Source organism: Salinicoccus sp. Bachu38, from assembly GCF_038561955.2.
Classification (GTDB): Bacteria; Bacillota; Bacilli; order Staphylococcales; family Salinicoccaceae; genus Salinicoccus; species Salinicoccus bachuensis.
Genome location: NZ_CP138333.2, coordinates 1,359,843 through 1,377,054 on the forward strand (window position 1 = coordinate 1,359,843; position 17,212 = coordinate 1,377,054).

Below are 17,212 nucleotides of genomic sequence, written 5' to 3' on the forward strand. Positions count from 1 at the left end.
GCTATTTATGAACAAGGACAGACTCGTCGATCAATTTATGGAAATGGTCCAGATCGATTCCGAAACCGGTCATGAAAGGGAAATGGCCGACTATCTGATCAGGACATTCAAAGACATGGGTATCGAAGCCCATGAAGATGATACACAGGAGATAACCGGCTACGGGGCGGGCAACATACTCGTCAAGCTCAAAGGAGACAACTCCAAGGCCGAACCGGTCTATTTCACAGTGCATATGGATACCGTCGCACCCGGTGTGGGTGTAAAACCGTCCATCGATGGGGACTATATCGTCAGCGATGGTTCAACGGTCCTCGGGTCGGATGACAAGGCGGGGATTGCGGCACTCATCGAAGCTATTCATTCCATTAGGGAATCCGGCATGTGCCACGGTGACATCGAAATCATCATCACCGTCGGGGAAGAGTCCGGGCTCGTGGGGGCGAAGGCATTTGATGCTTCCCAACTGAAAAGCAGGTTCGGCTATGCGATCGACTCCACGGGCAAAGTAGGTACTGTGGTTACCTCCGCACCGACCCAAAGCAAGATTGAAGCGCATATACATGGCAAAAAGGCACATGCAGGCGTCGCTCCGGAAACAGGCGTCAGTGCGATCAACATCGCGGCCCGCGCGATCAGCCAGATGAAACTCGGTCGTATCGATGAAGAGACGACGGCGAACATCGGCCGTTTTGAAGGCGGCAGCGCGACGAATGTCGTCACAGACTATGTTTATCTGCTGGGTGAGGCGAGAAGCTTGGATGATGCCAAGATGGAAGCTCAGACAAAGCATATGAAGGAGACCTTCGAACGCATCGCCGAAGATATGGGCGGCCGTGCAGAAGTGGATACAAAAGTGATGTATGCCGCACTGAATGCATCCAAAGACTCGAATGTCGTCAGGACGGCAGTACAGGCGATAGAAAATATCGGCCGCAGACCCGACCTGATCAGCCTCGGCGGCGGGAGTGACGGCAATATATTCGCCGGAGCAGGACTGGATACGGCGATACTCGGACTTGGATACGAAAACATCCATACGACGGAAGAAAAAATGCCGATAGAGGAACTGCATAAAATTACTGAACTGGTCATTGAAATCATCAAAGTCCAGAATGATAAGGAGTAGAGCGCATGATCTATGATATTGGAGTAGTCGGTCTTGGTGTTATGGGGACGAACATCGCAAAAAATATGTCAAGAAACGGCTTCAAGGTGGTCACTTTCGACTTCTTTGAAGACGTCAGGGAAAACCGCATGACTGAACTTAAAGAAGAGAATGTGGATATCGCATCGTCATTGGAAAATTTTATTGAAAGTCTGAAAAAGCCGAGAAACATCCTCCTTCTCGTGAAGGCGGGGGAAGTGACGGATAAGACCATCGAACAGATTGCACCTTACCTTGGTGAAGGCGATACACTGATCGATGGCGGGAATGAGCAGTATGAAAATACACGTCGTCGCAATATGCAGCTGACTGAAAAGGGTATCAATTTCATCGGCATGGGCGTAAGCGGAGGCGAAGAGGGCGCTTTGAACGGTCCATCACTGATGCCTGGCGGCCAGCGGAAAGCCTATGACAATGTCAGCGGCATACTTGAGAAGATCGCTGCCAAAGCGGATGACGGGAAGCCCTGCGTCACCTATATCGGTGAGGATGGAAGCGGCCATTACGTAAAAATGATCCACAACGGTATTGAGTATGCCGATATGGAACTGATTGCAGAGAGCTATTATTTCATGAAGCATGGCCTCAACATGTCGAATGATGAAATGAGTGCCGTCTTCGACGAATGGAACCAGGGCGACCTCAACAGCTATCTGATTGAAATTACTGCACGCATACTGGAGTTCAAGGATGACGCCGGCAATTACATCATCGATCTGATTCTGGACAAGGCGGGTCAGAAGGGGACAGGCAAGTGGACGGGCATCGAAGGTCTCAAGCTTGGCATCCCACTGTCCCTGATTACAGACAGCGTATTCGTGAGGTGCCTTTCCAGTCTGGTAGAGGAACGGGCACTTATAAGCGAAGCATATCAGAGTGAAATGAATAGCCTGTCTCCCGAGCAGAAGGATTCCGTGCTTGAGGACCTGAAGAATGCTTTGTATATCAGCAAACTGATGAGCTATTCCCAAGGGTTCAGACTGCTCCGTGAAGCAAGTGAAATCTACAATTGGAATCTGCAGCTCGGTGAAATTTCCATGATCTGGAGAAAAGGATGCATCATAAGAGCCCAGTTCCTGGAAGAGATCAACAGGGCATACGAAAATGATCCTGCACTCACCAATCTGCTGCTGGACGACTATTTCAGAAATGTAGTCAAATCCAGCCATCCGAGCCTGCGGCGCATCGGGGTGCTTGCGATAGAAAATGAAATACCGATGCCTGCCTTCCTGAGCGCACTGTCCTATTTCGACAGCATGAAGCAAGAGAGGGTTTCAAGCAACATGATCCAGGCCCAACGCGACTATTTCGGGGCGCATACCTATGAACGGCTGGATAAGCCGGGTGTATTCCATACCGAGTGGCAGTAACACAAAAAAATTCGTCCATCCCAATGAAGGGGATGGACGAATTTTTTATAGATCCTGATACAGCGCCTGCCACACCTGGACTTTGGAATCTCCGGAAACAAAGTCGTTCCGGCTTTTCAGGACCTCCATGGAGAAATTACAGTTGAGATCCTTCTCTTCCTTGAAACGCCATCTACGGAAGATATATCTGTATATATCCCCGGCCGCTTCTGCCGGAGCACCGACGGATTCAAAGATGACAAATTCACTGCTCTCCGTATATGTCTCTTCGAAAGGGCTGGCGAGTGTCGAGGAGACCCCGACGGTCAGTTCCATTCCGCCATCGACATAGCGTTCATGCAGTATGATGCCTTTTATGCCGCCGTCATTATATCTCAGCAGTTCATTCAATACATCATTTTCCTCAAGATACGCAAGAAAGTCATATTTCATCCCACTCCTGTAGTTCTCGAGGGGGAAATTCCGGACGAATCCTGTAATCCGGAAGCTTTCCATATAGGCGTTTCTTGATGGGTACTTCGGACGGTCCACAGGTACCACTTCAAAAGATATGCGCTCCTGTAGATCCAGGGCATCGAAATGCTTTTCGGTTTCATAGGGGGAAATCCCGAAAGCTTCAAGATACGCAATTTTGAAAGAGTCGATATCCCGATAGCCGTAGAACTTTGCGATATCCACCAGTCTGAGGTGGCCCGCCTGCAGCTCATGGGCGATTTCCGTCATCTTCCGTCTAGTCTGATACTCGTAGGGCGTCATGCCGGCAAGTGAAGTGAATATGGTGATGAACGATTTGGGCTCCACCCCCATGTTATCAAGCACACTGTCGTAGTCTATACGTTCACGCAGATGATCCTCTATATAGATGATGAACTTTTCGACAAAATTTACTGTTTCCATTATATCCTCACTTCTCCAGTTATACGTTCCACCATTTGAATCCATCCTTGGACAGAAGGAGGCTGCTTTTGACCGGACCGTCAGAGCCTGAACGATAGTTCGGGAAAGGTGCAATCTCCTTCTCCCATGCTCTGTTGACGGGGTCGACGAATGACCAGGCATTCATCAGTTCTTCATAATGGGTGAAATTGGTCGCGTCCCCGTTCAGGCAGTCATAGACCAGATTTTCATAGGCATCCACTGTACGTGCCAGATCCTGATTGTCGACCGAGTACGAAAGCTTGATCTCTTTGGTGTCCTGCTCCCCCGCATAATCCTTGACGTTCAGGTGCAGCGTAATGCTTTCATTCGGCTGGATGCGGATGACGAGAAGGTTCTTGGCGAGGACATCATCCTCTTCCTTCTGATAATAGAGGTTCTTGGGAACTTCCTTGAACTCCACAACGATTTTTGTTTCCTTGTCCTTCATCCTCTTTCCTGTACGGACATAGAATGGCACGCCGGCCCATCTGAAATTATCAATGAACAGCCTGGCTGCTATGAAGGTGGGGGTATTGGAATCCTCGCTGACATCCGCTTCCTCCCTGTAGCTTTGTACATGTTCGCCCTCTGCGAGACCTTCATCATACTGGCCCCGGACAAAATATTTATTGACATCCTTCTCTTCGACTTTGCGAAGGCTTTTCAGCACCTTGATCTTCTCTTCCCGTATATCATCACTGTTCAGGCTGATCGGCGGCTCCATGCCCAGAAGGGAGACGATCTGGAGCATATGGTTCTGGAACATATCGCGTACAGCACCACTCCGCTCATAATACTCCCCCCGGTCCAGCACGCCGAGCGATTCGGAAGAGGTGATCTGGACATTCGATACATAATGGTTGTTCCATAAAGGCTCGAACAGGCTGTTGCTGAAACGGATGACCTCTATATTCTGTACCATCTCCTTGCCGAGATAGTGGTCGATACGGTAGATTTCATGTTCCCTGAACGACTTTGAGATGTCTTCGTTCAGTTTGTGTGCACTTTCGTAATCCTTGCCGAAAGGCTTTTCTATAATCAGCTTCTTATAGCCGTCCGTTTCTGTCACACCGGAAATCCTCAGGTTGTCTGTAATATCCGTGAAGAACTGGGGCGGCATCGCCAGATAGAAAAGCCTGTTTCCTGCTGTATCATACTTTTCTTCAACTGATTCGAATTTTTCCTTCAATGCAGCATAGCTGGCACTGTCCGTGACGGAGACCTTCACATAATGGATATGCTTCAGAAATGCCTCGAGCCCCTCCAATGTTTCAAGCTTGCCATTGCTGCTTATGGAGGTTCTGGCAATATCCCTGAATTCCGCGTCCGTCAGATCCCGTCTGCCGACAGCAATCAATGCAAAGTCCTTCTTCAAAGCCCCTTCCTGGAAGAGGTGAAAAATGGAAGGCAGGAGCTTCCTCCTTGAAAGATCGCCTGTTGCTCCGAACAATGCGATTGCTACTTTAAATGGTTGAGTCGTCATATCCAACAAGTCCTTTAGTCAAAATTTTTCTTTTATCATTATTCCACTGTATTCTTAAAAACACAACTCTTTAATATGATATAATGGACCAACATTTCAAAAACAGGTGATAGAATGAAATTCAAAGTACTAGGTTCTGGCGCAGGCATTCCATCCAGAACGAGAAACACCCAAAGTTTCGTACTGGATGTCGTCGAGGAGATCAACCAGTACTTCCTCATCGACGCCTCGGAAGCCCTGCAGCACAGAATACTAAATACGACGATCAGGCCATCAAAAATAAAACACGTGTTCATTACACACCTTCATGGTGACCATATATTCGGCCTGCCCGGATTCCTCTCCTCCCGCGCCCATCAGGGCGGGGAAGGGGTACCGCTTGTGGTCTACGGACCGCCCGGTCTGAAGGAATGGGTCGAGATGACTTTCAAGGTCAGCGGGTCCCACCTCAACTATCCCATCCGCTTTGTGGAAGTCTTCCACAATGGGGAATATGATGTCGAAGGCTTCACGGTGAAGAGCTATCTTCTGGATCACGCAGTCGACAGCTTCATGTATGTCTTCATCGAACCGGACAAATTGGGTGCATTGGACAGTGGAAAGCTCAAGGACATCGGCATTATGCCCGGACCGGTCTATAGGGAAATCAAGAATTCACACACCTTCCGTCACGGGGAGGAAACATATGATACGGCAGATTTCCTGAGTCCGCCGGTAAAGGGGAGGAAGGTCGCCGTCCATGGGGATACGAGGATAATCGACAGGGCAGATTACCTGGAACTTCTCGATGGTTCCGATCTCATCGTCCACGAAGCGACCTATCTTGAAGGAGAACAGGAAAAAGCACACCAGTATTTCCATTCGGAAATTAATGGTGTGCTCAGGAACCTGTCCCCTATTTCATATGGCCAGCTGCTGTTCGGTCACATCAGCAACCGCTATGACGCTGAAATGATACAGGGCGTCGAAGAGCGGCTCGGAGACCGTGCAGTACTTGCATATGACTACCTCGAAATCACCATCCCACGTGATTCGCGATGAAGCTTGCAACGACTTTGCGGTACTTTTCGGGGTTTTTGTTATAACTTTCGACATGCCCGCCACGTTCCGGGTACCATGCCGCCTTTGGCGGCTTTTTCTTTTTATACAGCTCTTCTGTATGGCTGTGGGGAATGAATTTGTCAGGCTTCGAGTGGACGAAGAGAACCGGTTGTTCTATCTTTTCAATGACCCTGATGGGAGAAACTTTGAATAGTGAGAATCTGCTCCTGATACGGAAGAAGATATTCGTGAATATCAGGATCAGCGGAGACCCTATTTTCGTATACTGGCTGAATATGTTCGTCAGTTCATCCCCCAGAGTGGAGAAGGAAGCATCCGAAATATAGAACTTGGCCCGGTTGGAAAGTTCACCTGCATAGAGCAGCATCGTGGCAGCACCCATGGACTCGCCGTGTATCCCGACCTCAATGTCCGGCCCGTAATGGTCGAAGAGGTAGTCCACGACGGTTTCAAGATCATACTTTTCGTAGAAGCCATAGGTCGAATGGATGCCCCCTGTATTTCCATGGCGTCTGGCATCATAGATGACACAGTTGTATCCCATGTCCGTGAACATGTTCAGGTATTTGATCGAACTGATCTTGTTCTCCGTCACTCCATGGCACAGCACCATCCACTTGTTCGTCTCATTCGGATGGACGAAGATGGCATTGATGCTGTAGTCGAATTTCGACGGGATGAGGAGGTCATCCTGGGGCAGGCCCTGGAAAGTTTCCATGTTCAGCCGTTTGGCCCTTGTCTCCCGCCTTTTGATGACCTCTACGTCCCTCAGTTTGAAGAACAGGGCCTGGCTCGATGCATAGTAGCCAAGTGTAATGAACAGGATGATGATGGAGCTGGCCAGTGCGGTCAGCCACTTTATTAAAGGTTTCATGCTCTATGCTCCTCATATCTGATCAGTTTGACTGCATCCAGGATGTTCTCATACTCCTGCTGTGAAAGTTCAGGCATGCTTCTGTAGCTTTCCACATTGGATTCAAGCTGGGCAAGGCTGCTCACCCCGTTTACGATTACAGCATCGTTGTGTCTCAGGAAGGCATAGGAGAGGGCGGTTAGGTCGCCATTGATCTTCTCAAGCCTGCTGATGGTATCCTGCAGCTCTTCATATGAATACTCCAGCACACCGTCTTCAAACTTGTTCTCCAACACCTTCCGGGAATTGCCGCTCAACAGTCCTTTCATCACAGGGCCTCTGGAAAGTATCTTCACTTCCTTATTCAGATTGTCGGCCACTTCCAAAGGTCTGTTGTCAATCGGGTTGAACTGCATCATCAGCGTCGAAATATCACTGTGCTTCAGATAGTAGTCGATGACGTTGAGGCGGATGGAGGAGATGCCGTAACTTCTGATCACCCCCTCCTTCTTGAGGTCTTCAAATGCAGATATGGTTTCATCCTTGTTGTCTTCAATTGTGCCGCCATGCAGCTGATAGAGGTCGATCGCCTCCATGCCAAGACGGCCGAGGGAGTCCTTGACTGCACTTTTGATATGGCTGGCGGACGGATTCCATCCGATCTTCTCCCGCTTTTCTGCATCGAATTCGTTGCCGGCTTTGGTGCCGATTGTGAATGTATAGTCCGAACGGAACTGCTGCATCACTTCACCCAGGACCTTTTCATTTTCACCAAACTGGTAAAGATCTGCAGTATCAAAGTGGGTGATGCCCGATTCCAGTGCGAAACGGATGATCTTTTCAGTTTCTGATCTGTCGTCCAATGGCAGATTCATGCATCCAAGGGAGAGTTCGGATAGGGTGATATCATCTTTTAACTGAATGTTTCTCATAAGTTCATGCCTCCATTAATTAGTCATTTAGAATTATACCAACACTGGGTGATTTCTTGCATTATTTTGCCTTTTTGTCCATACTATATGATTATTTCCCGCTATGGTAATATACTAACTGTAGCATCAATTGTATCAGTAAGAAGGAGAGGCATGTGGATATGGAAAATAATGATTACTCCCATCTTAAAGAAGAGATCATTTCAAATAATAGGATTTTTGACGGTAAAGTCATCAAAGTCGACCACAGCAGGGTGAAGCTGCCCGACGGCGGGACCGCCGACCGTGAGATAGTATACCATAAAGGTGCCGTTGCCCTCATTGCGGTCCATCAGGAGGAAATGTATTTCGTCCGTCAGTACAGGGTGGCTCCGGATGACTTTCTGCTGGAAATCCCCGCCGGCAAGATCGAGGTGGGGGAAGCGCCCCGCGAGACGGCCATCAAGGAACTGCGAGAAGAGATAGGTGGTGTCGCCGAAGAACTGGAGGAGATCCAGGAATTCTACGTTTCACCCGGCTTCTCCAATGAGTATGTCTACCTGTATGAGGCAAGAGATATGACGATCGATGTCCAGGAGCTCGATGATGATGAATTCCTCGATATCGTCACAGTCCAGCTGCAGGATCTGAAAAAACTGCTTCAGGCGGGGGCCTTCAGGGATTCGAAAACGATCATCGCAGTACAGCATGTAATAGCGGCTTACAATTTATAATAATTCTAAATAAGGTACAAAGGACTTTTAAAAACGTTATAAATTGGTTATAATGTTTTTGATTATCATACAAAGTAGGTGAACACGTGGAAAATCGGATTCAGAGAATCAAGGAAGCACTTCAGGGGGCCCAGTATAAGCTGACACCTCAAAGGGAGGTTACGGTCAGGGTCCTGCTCGAGAATGAACGTGATCACTTAAGTGCCGAAGATGTCTTTCTGAAAGTGAAGGATAAATACCCTGAAATAGGGTTGGCTACAGTCTATCGCACACTCGAGCTATTAAGTGAACTCAAGATTCTCGACAAAATCAACTTCGGCGATGGGGTCAGCCGCTATGACCTCAGAAAAGAGGGCGCCAAGCATTTCCACCATCACCTTGTCTGCATGGAATGCGGAGCAGTAGAAGAAATAGAAGAAGATCTGCTGGAAGATGTAGAGAAAATTGTTGAAAATGACTATAACTTCAAAGTGACGGACCATCGCCTTACTTTCCACGGAATATGCGGCGACTGCCAGAGCAAGAAGGACTAATGGATATGGATTTCAAGAGACATATTGAGGAGTACCTGCTTTTTTTAAGCGTCGAAAAAGGATTGAGCCAATCCTCCATCAGCTCCTATCGCCAGGACCTCATGCAGTATGAGGCCTTCCTGGCCGACCGGGATGCACTCGATCCCTCGCGGATCGACACGGAGCTGCTCATCAGGTTTCTCAAGGAGCTGCGTCATGGGGGCAAAAGTGCCAAAACGATATCACGCATGCAATCGACGCTCAAGAATTTCCACCAGTTTCTCGTCAATGATGGCATCACCTCCCATAACCCGGCACTCCGGCTGCATTCGATCAAGGAGGCCAAAAAGCTTCCTGTCTATCTGACAGTGGAGGAGATGGAAAAGCTCCTGTCCACCCCCGACCAGTCGGTGGCGGGCGTCAGGGACAAGGCAATGATGGAGCTGCTCTATGCATCCGGGCTCAGGGTGAGCGAACTGATAGACATAAGGACTTCCGACCTGAATACGGATATGGGCTATATCCGTATCATGGGAAAGGGGAGCAAGGAGAGGATCGTTCCGATCACCGACTTTGTAGGGGAACTCCTGGAACAGTATATGGAGAATGAGCGGATGGCCCTGCTCAAGGACGATGTCGTCGAAGAGCTGTTCATCACAAATCGGGGCAGAGGCTTCACCCGGCAGGGATTGTGGAAAACGATCAAGAAATACGAGCTTGCAAGCGGAATCGGCAAGAACATCACCCCGCATACTTTCCGGCATTCATTTGCCACACATTTGGTTGAAAATGGTGCAGATTTGAGAGCGGTCCAGGAGATGCTCGGTCACTCCGACATCAGTACAACACAGATCTACACCCAGATTTCCGCTGTAAAAATCAGAGAAATGTATAAAAAATTCCATCCAAGAAAGTAGGAGATAAGAATGTTCAAAAGAATTCATCTGATCGTCCTCGACTCGGTAGGCATCGGTGCCCAGCATGATGCTGCCGAATTTGGCGATACGGGTACGCATACATTGAAGCACACTCTGGAGAGCCACCCTGTAGAACTGCCCAACCTTGAGAAGTTCGGACTCGGATGCATCGATACGCTTCCCGGCCTCGGCTGCCCCGATACACCCCATGCCTTCTACAGCAAGATGAGCGAAGTGTCCCAGGGCAAGGATACGATGACGGGCCACTGGGAAATCGCCGGCCTGAACATCAAGAAGCCGTTCAAGGTCTATCCTGATGGATTCCCGGAGGAGCTCCTGGATAGGATCCGGGAAGCGACCGGCCGTGACATCGTCGGCAACAAGCCTGCGAGCGGCACGGAAATCATCAAGGAGTACGGTGAGCACCAGATGAAGACCGGCGACCTGATCGTCTATACATCGAACGACCCCGTCCTGCAGATAGCTGCCCATGAAGATGTGATTCCGCTCGATGAACTCTACACCATCTGTGAAAAGGTCCGGGCAATGACGACGGATCCGGATTTCCTGGTGGGCAGGGTGATCGCCCGGCCGTATGTCGGCGACTCCAGCGAGAATTTCACACGCACGGAAAACAGGCATGACTATGCGCTCGAACCGTTCGGCAGGACAGTGCTCAATGCGCTTGAGGACAACGGCAACGACGTCATCGCCATAGGCAAGATCAACGACATCTTCACCGGTTCCGGCATCACGGATTCGGTCCGTACGAAGAACAATGAGGATGGCATGGACAAGCTGCTTGAAGTGATGGACAGGGAATTCAACGGCATCTCATTCCTGAACCTGGTGGACTTCGATGCGCTCTATGGCCATAGGAGGAATCCTGAAGGATACAGCAATGCGCTCAAGGCATTCGACGACCGTCTGCCTGAAATCGTCTCTAAGCTTCGGGAGGATGACCTCCTGGTCATCACTGCGGACCATGGCAATGACCCGACATACACCGGCACGGACCATACGCGTGAGAATGTGCCGCTCCTGATGAAGGCGGGCGGAGAGAGGGCATACGGCCCACTCAGGGATTCCGATACCTTCAGCGACATCGCAGCAACGATTGCCGAAAACTTCGAAATTGAATATGATACTCATGGCGAAAGCTTGTTCAAGGAGATCACGGAAGATGAAGAATAAATATTTCACCTTAATCGTGATTGTACTCCTTGCTCTGATATGGGGTTTCGTCTACTGGGTGCTTGTTCTATAGAAAACATCATTTCCGATGTTTTCTTTTTTTGATGGCGGCCTCCCTTTCAAGGATGACATCCGACCGGTCCCTCAGGCGGTGCTTGAAGACGATGGATGCATCGCGGACGAACCGGCCTTCCGCCCATGTTTTGAAGGCTCCGATGTCCAATGGGCCGCCGTAATGACGGTGCAGCACCAGCCACATGTCTGCGGTCAGCGGAAAGGGCAGGGGACGGAACGGTTCGGTTTCCATATCGTCCATCCTCTGTGCCATCATCCCGATCAGTGCATCATCCATGCCGAGAGCAGCCAGGTCATACATGTTTTCATCATGAAGTTTCATCGCCCGCCGATATGACCTTATGGCCCCATTGATGTTTCCACGCCTGTAATGGTATTCTCCGGTGGCGAGCAGAATGAGGAACACTTCTGGATCATTTTTGGAGAAGTCGGGCTTCGACTTCCAGGCCGCCTCCATGATTTCATGGCATTCGAAGTAATCTTGCTTTATAATGAGTTCGTTATAGAAATCTATAAGATGTAACAGTTTCATGTTATCGTCTCCTGATATCGAGGTAATTTTTTATGAATGGATACAAAGTACAACTTGATGTGTTTGAAGGCCCGCTGGACCTTCTGCTGCACTTGATCAAAGAGCTTGAAATCGATATCTATGACATACCGATGAAGACGCTCACACGTCAGTATATGGAATATATCGATGAAATGAAAGAGCTTGAAATCAATGTTGCAAGCGAATATCTCGTGATGGCCAGCGAACTGCTGAAAATAAAGAGCCATATGCTTCTGCCCGAACCGCCCCATATGGAAGAGGAGTATGAAGACCCGAGGGAATCGCTGATGGAACAGCTCATCGAGTACCAGAACTACAAGCAGTATGCCGAACAACTGGCCGAGCTGAAGAAGGAAAATGAAAAGATCTACATCAAGGCGCCCCATGCGTTTGAGGAGAAGGCGGACGATGATGCCCCGCTTGAGGTTTCGCTTGCGGATCTGATGGCGGCCTACCAGAAGGTGAGGGCCAGGGTTTCGGTCGACCGGCCACGGAACATCACAATCACAAGGGAGTCCGTCTCCCGGGAGTTTGCCGAGTCATTCCTGCGCCAATGCTTCTCAGGAAAGAAAACGCTCGGGCTCCGGGACATCTTCACCTTTTCGGAGTCGAAGCCCAAAGTCGTGGCTGTGTTCCTCACCCTCCTGGACCTCGTAAAGGACAATCAGCTGGCCATCCATCCAAGGGGCCGGGATGATTTTGAAATTGAAAGGCTGTATGACTAATGGAGAAAATGGAAATCATTGAAGGTTTATTGTATATTGCAGGGGATGCCGGCCTGTCGGAAGAACAGCTGATCATGCATGTCCCGATTACGAAATCACAGCTCGACAAGGTGGTGGAGACGTATGAAAGACCGAACTTCACCATCCAGAGGCATGGCGACAAGTATTTCTTGAAGACGACCCGGCATATGGAAAAGTATATACAGCGGATTCTGGACGACAGGCCGGGCCAGAAGCTCTCCCAGGCTTCGCTTGAAGTCCTGTCCATCATCGCCTACAACCAGCCCGTCTCAAGAGGAGACATAGAAACGATGAGGGGCGTGGCATCGGACGGGCCGGTCTCCACGCTTCTCGGAAAGGGACTGGTCGCAAAGAAGAGCATGCACGATGAAAGGGCCGCCCATTTTGTAACGACGGACTACTTCCTGCAGCTTTTCGGACTGGAGTCGCTCGAAGAGCTGCCATCGCAGAAGGATATCATGGAACAGGAAGAAATGGATTTATTTTTTGAAAGTATAGAGGAGGAATAGCAATGGAAGAAGTAAGATTACAGAAAGCAATTGCAAACAGTGGCGTCACTTCAAGGAGAAAGGCCGAAGTGATGATTGAAGAAGGACGGGTGAAGGTCAATGGCGAGACGGTCACGGAACTCGGTACGAAAGTGAAGCAGAACGACAGGATCGAAGTGGATGGTGTACCGCTCAGCCAGGAGGAGAAGGTCTATATCCTCTACTACAAACCGGCAGGGGAGATCTCCACGGCAGAAGACGAGAGGAGCCGCAGGACTGTAGTGGACGCCTTCGAACGGATGGATGTCCGCCTGTATCCCGTAGGCCGCCTGGACTATGACACTTCCGGCATTCTGCTCATGACGAACGATGGAGAGTTCACCCAGTATATGACACACCCCAAATATGAAGTCAGAAAGACTTACCGGGTGAAGATCGACGGCATCCTGAAGAGAGAAGAACAGAAGCAGATGCGCAAGGGCATCCAACTTGAGGATGGTGTCACAGCGCCGGCAGATGTAAAGGTGATCCGTGACAAGAAGGACAGGCAGATGATCCTGGAACTGACGATACATGAAGGGCGCAACCGCCAGGTGAGGCGCATGTTCGAGCACTTCGGACTGAAAGTGATCAAACTGACGCGCATCAGCTATGATTTCCTGACGCTGGAAGGGCTTGGAGAAGGGGAATACCGGTTCCTCAAACCGCATGAAGTCAAGAAGCTGATCGCAAACGCCAAAGCGTCCTGACACCTCCAATTGTCATAATACTGTCATACAGGGCAATTTTATAAAATGCTATAATGAAAATCATGAATCAGAACGACAGGCAGGTGATAAATATGAAGGGACGTACGCGCAACATCCTCAGAGTGAGCATCATAGTGACCATTGCCCTGCTCATAGGGATTACAGTATGGTTCAACCTGACTTCAGGCACGAAAGCGGTCGAAGTCGGCGATGAAGCCGTGGACTTCAGGCTGACGACACTTGAAGGGGAAGAGATCCAGCTGTCCGAGCTGACCGAAGACAAGGGCGTCATCCTGAACTTCTGGGGCACATGGTGCAAGCCATGCCGCGAGGAAATGCCGGATATGAACGATGTCTATACACAGGGACATGACGATTATGAAATCGTCGCCGTCAATGTTGCCGAAAATGAACAGCAGATCCGCCAGTTCATCTCTGGTCTTGATGCCGACCTGGAATTCCCCATTGCACTGGATCGTTCGAAAAGTGTAACCGATGCCTATAATATCGGCCCATTACCGACGACCATTGCCGTAAACAAAGAGGGGATCGTCGTCAAAAAGCAGGAATATCAGCTCACTCATGATGATATTACCGCGTTTATCAGTGAATCCACAGAATAGGATGAATGAGCAATGGAGCTAAAAGAAATAAAATGTGAATCATGTGGTCACGTCAATCCGCCCGGGACACAGCTGTGCCAGTCCTGCGGTAATATGATCAACAGTGATTATGATAAGAATAAAATCAAAGACCTGATGAGGTATGATGGCAGCGCAGTCAGGTCCAAGACGAGATCGAAAAGCATTTTCGACAAGATCTGGATCTTCTTCACTTCAGTCAAAATCGGTGTGTCCATCATACTGGCCATCGCCGTTGCGGCTGCGATCGGAACGATCTTCCCACAGGAGTACTTCATCCCGCTCGGTGTCGATCCGGCGGAATACTATCAGGAAAACTATGGGACCCTCGGCTATCTCTACTACTCCCTCGGGTTCCACAACCTCTATTCCTCCTGGTGGTTCCTCGTGCTGAACGGCCTGCTGGCGCTGTCGATCATAGCAGCGAGCATAGACCGCGGGATACCGCTGTTCAAATCCCTGAACAAACAGCGCGTCAAAAAGCATGACTCCTTCTTCCGCAGACAGAGGCTCTTTCTTAATACGGAGCGTCCTGCCGATACCAACAGCCTTATTGATGCATTTTCGAAAAAGCGCTACAAGGTGAGAAAGGACGGGGACAGCTACCTGCTCGAGAAGGGGCGCCTGTCCCGTTATGGCCCCTACATCAACCATACGGGCCTGATCATCCTGCTTTTCGGCAGCATGCTGAGGTTTTTCCCGGGCATGTATGTGGATGAGATCGTCCATATCAATGAGGGTGAGACGGAAGAACTGCCGACTACGGAAGGCCAGTACTTCGTCAGGAACGAAGCGTTCACCCTCGATACTTACGATGAGGAGGCGGGAGAAGTCTTCGATCAGGCATTGAGCAGCAATACGATGGTCATAAGCAATTTCCAGACCGATATCACCTTCTATGAAAACAATAGTGCGGACATCGTGGGCTCCTCCCCAGATCTTGAAGAAATCGACGAATACAGCATCCGCGTCAACCATCCATATCGTTTCGGAAACTATGAGCTCTACCAGTCGAGCTATGACAACTCACAGCTCAAGTCCATGACTTTCCGGCTGGAGGAGGAAAACGGCAACACCGTTGGCGATAATTTCACAATTAACCTCAATGACCCGGAAGAGTCTTTTGAAATTACTGATGGGGTATCCGTCAATATGAGGGCATATTCTCCCGACTTCCTTGAAATCGATGACAATGGTACATTGGTGTCAGCCACACCGGTTCCGAGAAATCCGGCGTTCGTCTTTGAAGTTGCAGACGGCGAAGAAAGTGAACTCAGTCTGCTCCAAATCATGAACAGCACCGACATCACCCAGAACAACGACTACAGCATACGGTTTGTGGAGGCTGAAGAACATATGGCAAGCGTGCTGACACTGAAGAAGGATCTGACGATACCTTTCATCGCAACCGGATTCATCATCTTCCTGATCGGCCTTTTCACAGGCTCATATATCAATCATAGAAGGATTTGGATCAGGACAGACGAGAACCTGCTGCTCGCAGCACATACCAACAAAAACTACTTCGGTATGAAGCGCGAAATAAACGAAGTGCTCGAATCCAACGGTCTCGAAGCCGTCAATGACAAAATGGATGATGAAGACAAAGACAAAAACAAGGAGTAATACTATATGGCATCCCAACTTGTATCAATCAGTAGTACGCTGCTCTATGCAGCTTTCATACTATACCTCGTCGCGATGCTCCCCCTGGCGACGAGCATCAAATCAAAATCGAACAAGCCTGTGAAGATAGCCATCACCATGGTAATCATTGGGTTTATCCTGCAGGTATCCTATTTCATTTTAAGGTGGATTGCGCAGGGCCATGCGCCTGTATCGAACATGTATGAATTCATCACCATGTTCGCCATCATGATCATAGGCGGCTACCTGATCACATACTTCTATTTCAAGACCAGATTGTTCGGCCTGTTTGCACTTCCGGTATCCATGCTTCTCATGGCCTATGGCAGCATGTTCTCAAGAGAGGTGGAACCGCTGATCCCTGCACTGCAGAGCAGTTGGCTCGCCATCCATGTCATTACAGTGACCCTGGCTTATGGTATACTGTCAATGAGTGCCGTCGCCGGCCTGATCTATCTGTTGAAGGCTGTCCCGGCGGATGAAAAATCATGGCGTGCACGCTTTTTGGAAGCGATCATGGCGGGTATAGTCATAGTGCTTGTCTTCATTGCAACGACAGTACTCATGCAGAATGTAATCGGCTATCAGGATGACTTCCTCTATCAGGACAAGCAGGGCCAGAACCAGATTGCTGAATACCACCTGCCGAGCCTTGTCAATTTCGAGGGGGCTGTGCCTGTAGAGCATGTGGGGGAAAACAACTATGAGGAGGCGGACCATTTCCATAGTGGCGTGAACCTCCCTCCGCTGATCGATTCACAGAAGCTGAACACCGTCTTATGGTCCTTCCTGCTCGGTCTGGTCGCATATGGGATCATACGTCTCATCCTGAGGAAGCGGATCATCGCAATGCTGAAACCGTGGTCCAACAGGGCAGACCTCAACCTTATGGATGAAATCGGCTACCGTTCGGTCATCATCGGCTTCCCGATCTTTGCACTCGGAGGCATATTCTTTGCCGCCATCTGGGCACAAATTGCCTGGAGCCGTTTCTGGGGCTGGGACCCCAAAGAGACATGGGCATTCATTACGTTCATGTTCTATACAGTTTTCCTGCACCTCAGGCTCAACAGGGGATATGAAGGCGAAAAATCGGCATGGCTTGCTATCATCGGCTTCCTGCTCATCCTTTTCAACCTGATTGCCATAAATCTGCTCGTTGCAGGCCTGCATTCCTACGCATAAAACGAA

Annotated in this window: 18 protein-coding genes; 13 read left to right on the plus strand and 5 right to left on the minus strand. The window is 49.5% G+C overall.

Features of this window, described 5'->3' with window-relative positions; translation table 11 throughout:
* Positions 1–7 precede the first annotated feature (7 nt).
* Together RQP18_RS06825 and gndA are read left to right on the plus strand one after the other, a co-directional pair.
* Positions 8–1,129, plus strand: coding sequence for a M20/M25/M40 family metallo-hydrolase (locus RQP18_RS06825; RefSeq protein WP_342386995.1), 1,122 nt, complete (start codon positions 8–10; stop codon positions 1,127–1,129).
* A 5-nt stretch (positions 1,130–1,134) separates the two neighbouring features.
* A complete protein-coding gene (gene gndA, locus RQP18_RS06830) occupies positions 1,135–2,538 on the plus strand; it encodes an NADP-dependent phosphogluconate dehydrogenase (RefSeq protein WP_342386996.1) in 1,404 nt (467 codons plus the stop codon).
* Between the two features lie 45 nt (positions 2,539–2,583).
* Here gndA and RQP18_RS06835 read toward each other — a convergent pair whose 3' ends face one another.
* Positions 2,584–3,435, minus strand: a complete 852-nt coding sequence (locus tag RQP18_RS06835) for an AraC family transcriptional regulator (protein WP_342386997.1) — start codon at positions 3,433–3,435, stop codon at positions 2,584–2,586.
* Between the two features lie 19 nt (positions 3,436–3,454).
* Positions 3,455–4,939: a glucose-6-phosphate dehydrogenase gene (gene zwf, locus RQP18_RS06840; protein ID WP_342386998.1), complete on the minus strand. Its 1,485-nt coding sequence runs from the start codon at positions 4,937–4,939 to the stop codon at positions 3,455–3,457.
* A gap of 114 nt (positions 4,940–5,053) precedes the next feature.
* On the opposite strand from zwf, the gene RQP18_RS06845 reads away from it, so the two are divergent.
* A complete protein-coding gene (locus RQP18_RS06845; RefSeq protein WP_342386999.1) occupies positions 5,054–5,980 on the plus strand; it encodes an MBL fold metallo-hydrolase in 927 nt (308 codons plus the stop codon).
* On the opposite strand, the gene RQP18_RS06850 is transcribed toward RQP18_RS06845, so the two are convergent.
* Both RQP18_RS06850 and RQP18_RS06855 read right to left on the minus strand, forming a co-directional pair.
* On the minus strand, positions 5,955–6,875 hold the full coding sequence (locus tag RQP18_RS06850) for an alpha/beta hydrolase (protein ID WP_342387000.1): 921 nt from the start codon (positions 6,873–6,875) through the stop codon (positions 5,955–5,957). The two genes, RQP18_RS06845 and RQP18_RS06850, sit on opposite strands and share 26 nt — an antisense overlap.
* Positions 6,872–7,786 carry an aldo/keto reductase gene (locus RQP18_RS06855; RefSeq protein WP_342387001.1) on the minus strand — a complete coding sequence of 305 codons (915 nt, stop codon included), beginning with the start codon at positions 7,784–7,786 and terminating at the stop codon, positions 6,872–6,874. Before RQP18_RS06855 ends, RQP18_RS06850 begins: the two co-directional genes overlap by 4 nt.
* Positions 7,787–7,947: 161 nt before the next feature.
* On the opposite strand from RQP18_RS06855, the gene RQP18_RS06860 reads away from it, so the two are divergent.
* The 4 genes from RQP18_RS06860 to deoB all read left to right on the plus strand — a co-directional run bounded on the left by RQP18_RS06860 (position 7,948) and on the right by deoB (position 11,122).
* Complete coding sequence (locus RQP18_RS06860; RefSeq protein ID WP_342387002.1) at positions 7,948–8,499, plus strand: NUDIX hydrolase; 552 nt, start codon at positions 7,948–7,950, stop codon at positions 8,497–8,499.
* An 86-nt stretch (positions 8,500–8,585) separates the two neighbouring features.
* A complete protein-coding gene (locus RQP18_RS06865; RefSeq protein WP_342387003.1) occupies positions 8,586–9,032 on the plus strand; it encodes a Fur family transcriptional regulator in 447 nt (148 codons plus the stop codon).
* 5 nt (positions 9,033–9,037) lie between these two features.
* Positions 9,038–9,928, plus strand: coding sequence for a site-specific tyrosine recombinase XerD (xerD, locus tag RQP18_RS06870; protein ID WP_342387004.1), 891 nt, complete (start codon positions 9,038–9,040; stop codon positions 9,926–9,928).
* Positions 9,929–9,937: 9 nt separating this feature from the next.
* A complete protein-coding gene (deoB, locus tag RQP18_RS06875; RefSeq protein WP_342387005.1) occupies positions 9,938–11,122 on the plus strand; it encodes a phosphopentomutase in 1,185 nt (394 codons plus the stop codon).
* A 79-nt stretch (positions 11,123–11,201) separates the two neighbouring features.
* On the opposite strand, the gene RQP18_RS06880 is transcribed toward deoB, so the two are convergent.
* Positions 11,202–11,729 carry a DUF309 domain-containing protein gene (locus RQP18_RS06880; RefSeq protein ID WP_342387006.1) on the minus strand — a complete coding sequence of 176 codons (528 nt, stop codon included), beginning with the start codon at positions 11,727–11,729 and terminating at the stop codon, positions 11,202–11,204.
* 32 nt (positions 11,730–11,761) lie between these two features.
* Here RQP18_RS06880 and RQP18_RS06885 point away from each other — a divergent pair, with 32 nt between their 5' ends.
* The 6 genes from RQP18_RS06885 to ccsB are packed head-to-tail and all read left to right on the plus strand — an operon-like array spanning position 11,762 to position 17,206.
* Positions 11,762–12,475, plus strand: a complete 714-nt coding sequence (locus RQP18_RS06885; protein ID WP_342387007.1) for a segregation and condensation protein A — start codon at positions 11,762–11,764, stop codon at positions 12,473–12,475.
* An 8-nt stretch (positions 12,476–12,483) separates the two neighbouring features.
* Positions 12,484–13,005 carry an SMC-Scp complex subunit ScpB gene (scpB, locus tag RQP18_RS06890; RefSeq protein WP_373445988.1) on the plus strand — a complete coding sequence of 174 codons (522 nt, stop codon included), beginning with the start codon at positions 12,484–12,486 and terminating at the stop codon, positions 13,003–13,005.
* Positions 13,002–13,733, plus strand: a complete 732-nt coding sequence (locus tag RQP18_RS06895; RefSeq protein ID WP_342389386.1) for a pseudouridine synthase — start codon at positions 13,002–13,004, stop codon at positions 13,731–13,733. The genes scpB and RQP18_RS06895 overlap by 4 nt, the downstream gene beginning before the upstream one ends.
* A 53-nt stretch (positions 13,734–13,786) precedes the next feature.
* The gene (gene resA / locus RQP18_RS06900; RefSeq protein ID WP_373445989.1) at positions 13,787–14,356 is read left to right on the plus strand and encodes a thiol-disulfide oxidoreductase ResA; all 570 of its coding nucleotides are present in this window, start codon (positions 13,787–13,789) and stop codon (positions 14,354–14,356) included.
* A 12-nt stretch (positions 14,357–14,368) separates the two neighbouring features.
* Positions 14,369–16,000: a cytochrome c biogenesis protein ResB gene (locus tag RQP18_RS06905; protein ID WP_342387010.1), complete on the plus strand. Its 1,632-nt coding sequence runs from the start codon at positions 14,369–14,371 to the stop codon at positions 15,998–16,000.
* 6 nt (positions 16,001–16,006) lie between these two features.
* Positions 16,007–17,206: a c-type cytochrome biogenesis protein CcsB gene (gene ccsB, locus RQP18_RS06910; RefSeq protein WP_342387011.1), complete on the plus strand. Its 1,200-nt coding sequence runs from the start codon at positions 16,007–16,009 to the stop codon at positions 17,204–17,206.
* Positions 17,207–17,212 lie beyond the last annotated feature (6 nt).

Excerpts from the sequence above, each read along its gene's own strand:
- RQP18_RS06885 (WP_342387007.1), top strand. The coding sequence starts at position 11,762 with ATGAATGGATACAAAGTACAACTTGATGTGTTTGAAGGCCCGCTGGAC.
- RQP18_RS06855 (WP_342387001.1), bottom strand. The coding sequence starts at position 7,786 with ATGAGAAACATTCAGTTAAAAGATGATATCACCCTATCCGAACTCTCC.
- scpB (WP_373445988.1), top strand. The coding sequence starts at position 12,484 with ATGGAAATCATTGAAGGTTTATTGTATATTGCAGGGGATGCCGGCCTG.
- resA (WP_373445989.1), top strand. The coding sequence starts at position 13,787 with ATGAAAATCATGAATCAGAACGACAGGCAGGTGATAAATATGAAGGGA.
- zwf (WP_342386998.1), bottom strand. The coding sequence starts at position 4,939 with ATGACGACTCAACCATTTAAAGTAGCAATCGCATTGTTCGGAGCAACA.
- ccsB (WP_342387011.1), top strand. The coding sequence starts at position 16,007 with ATGGCATCCCAACTTGTATCAATCAGTAGTACGCTGCTCTATGCAGCT.
- RQP18_RS06845 (WP_342386999.1), top strand. The coding sequence starts at position 5,054 with ATGAAATTCAAAGTACTAGGTTCTGGCGCAGGCATTCCATCCAGAACG.
- RQP18_RS06880 (WP_342387006.1), bottom strand. The coding sequence starts at position 11,729 with ATGAAACTGTTACATCTTATAGATTTCTATAACGAACTCATTATAAAG.
- xerD (WP_342387004.1), top strand. The coding sequence starts at position 9,038 with ATGGATTTCAAGAGACATATTGAGGAGTACCTGCTTTTTTTAAGCGTC.
- RQP18_RS06825 (WP_342386995.1), top strand. The coding sequence starts at position 8 with ATGAACAAGGACAGACTCGTCGATCAATTTATGGAAATGGTCCAGATC.
- RQP18_RS06835 (WP_342386997.1), bottom strand. The coding sequence starts at position 3,435 with ATGGAAACAGTAAATTTTGTCGAAAAGTTCATCATCTATATAGAGGAT.
- RQP18_RS06905 (WP_342387010.1), top strand. The coding sequence starts at position 14,369 with ATGGAGCTAAAAGAAATAAAATGTGAATCATGTGGTCACGTCAATCCG.
- deoB (WP_342387005.1), top strand. The coding sequence starts at position 9,938 with ATGTTCAAAAGAATTCATCTGATCGTCCTCGACTCGGTAGGCATCGGT.
- RQP18_RS06860 (WP_342387002.1), top strand. The coding sequence starts at position 7,948 with ATGGAAAATAATGATTACTCCCATCTTAAAGAAGAGATCATTTCAAAT.
- gndA (WP_342386996.1), top strand. The coding sequence starts at position 1,135 with ATGATCTATGATATTGGAGTAGTCGGTCTTGGTGTTATGGGGACGAAC.
- RQP18_RS06850 (WP_342387000.1), bottom strand. The coding sequence starts at position 6,875 with ATGAAACCTTTAATAAAGTGGCTGACCGCACTGGCCAGCTCCATCATC.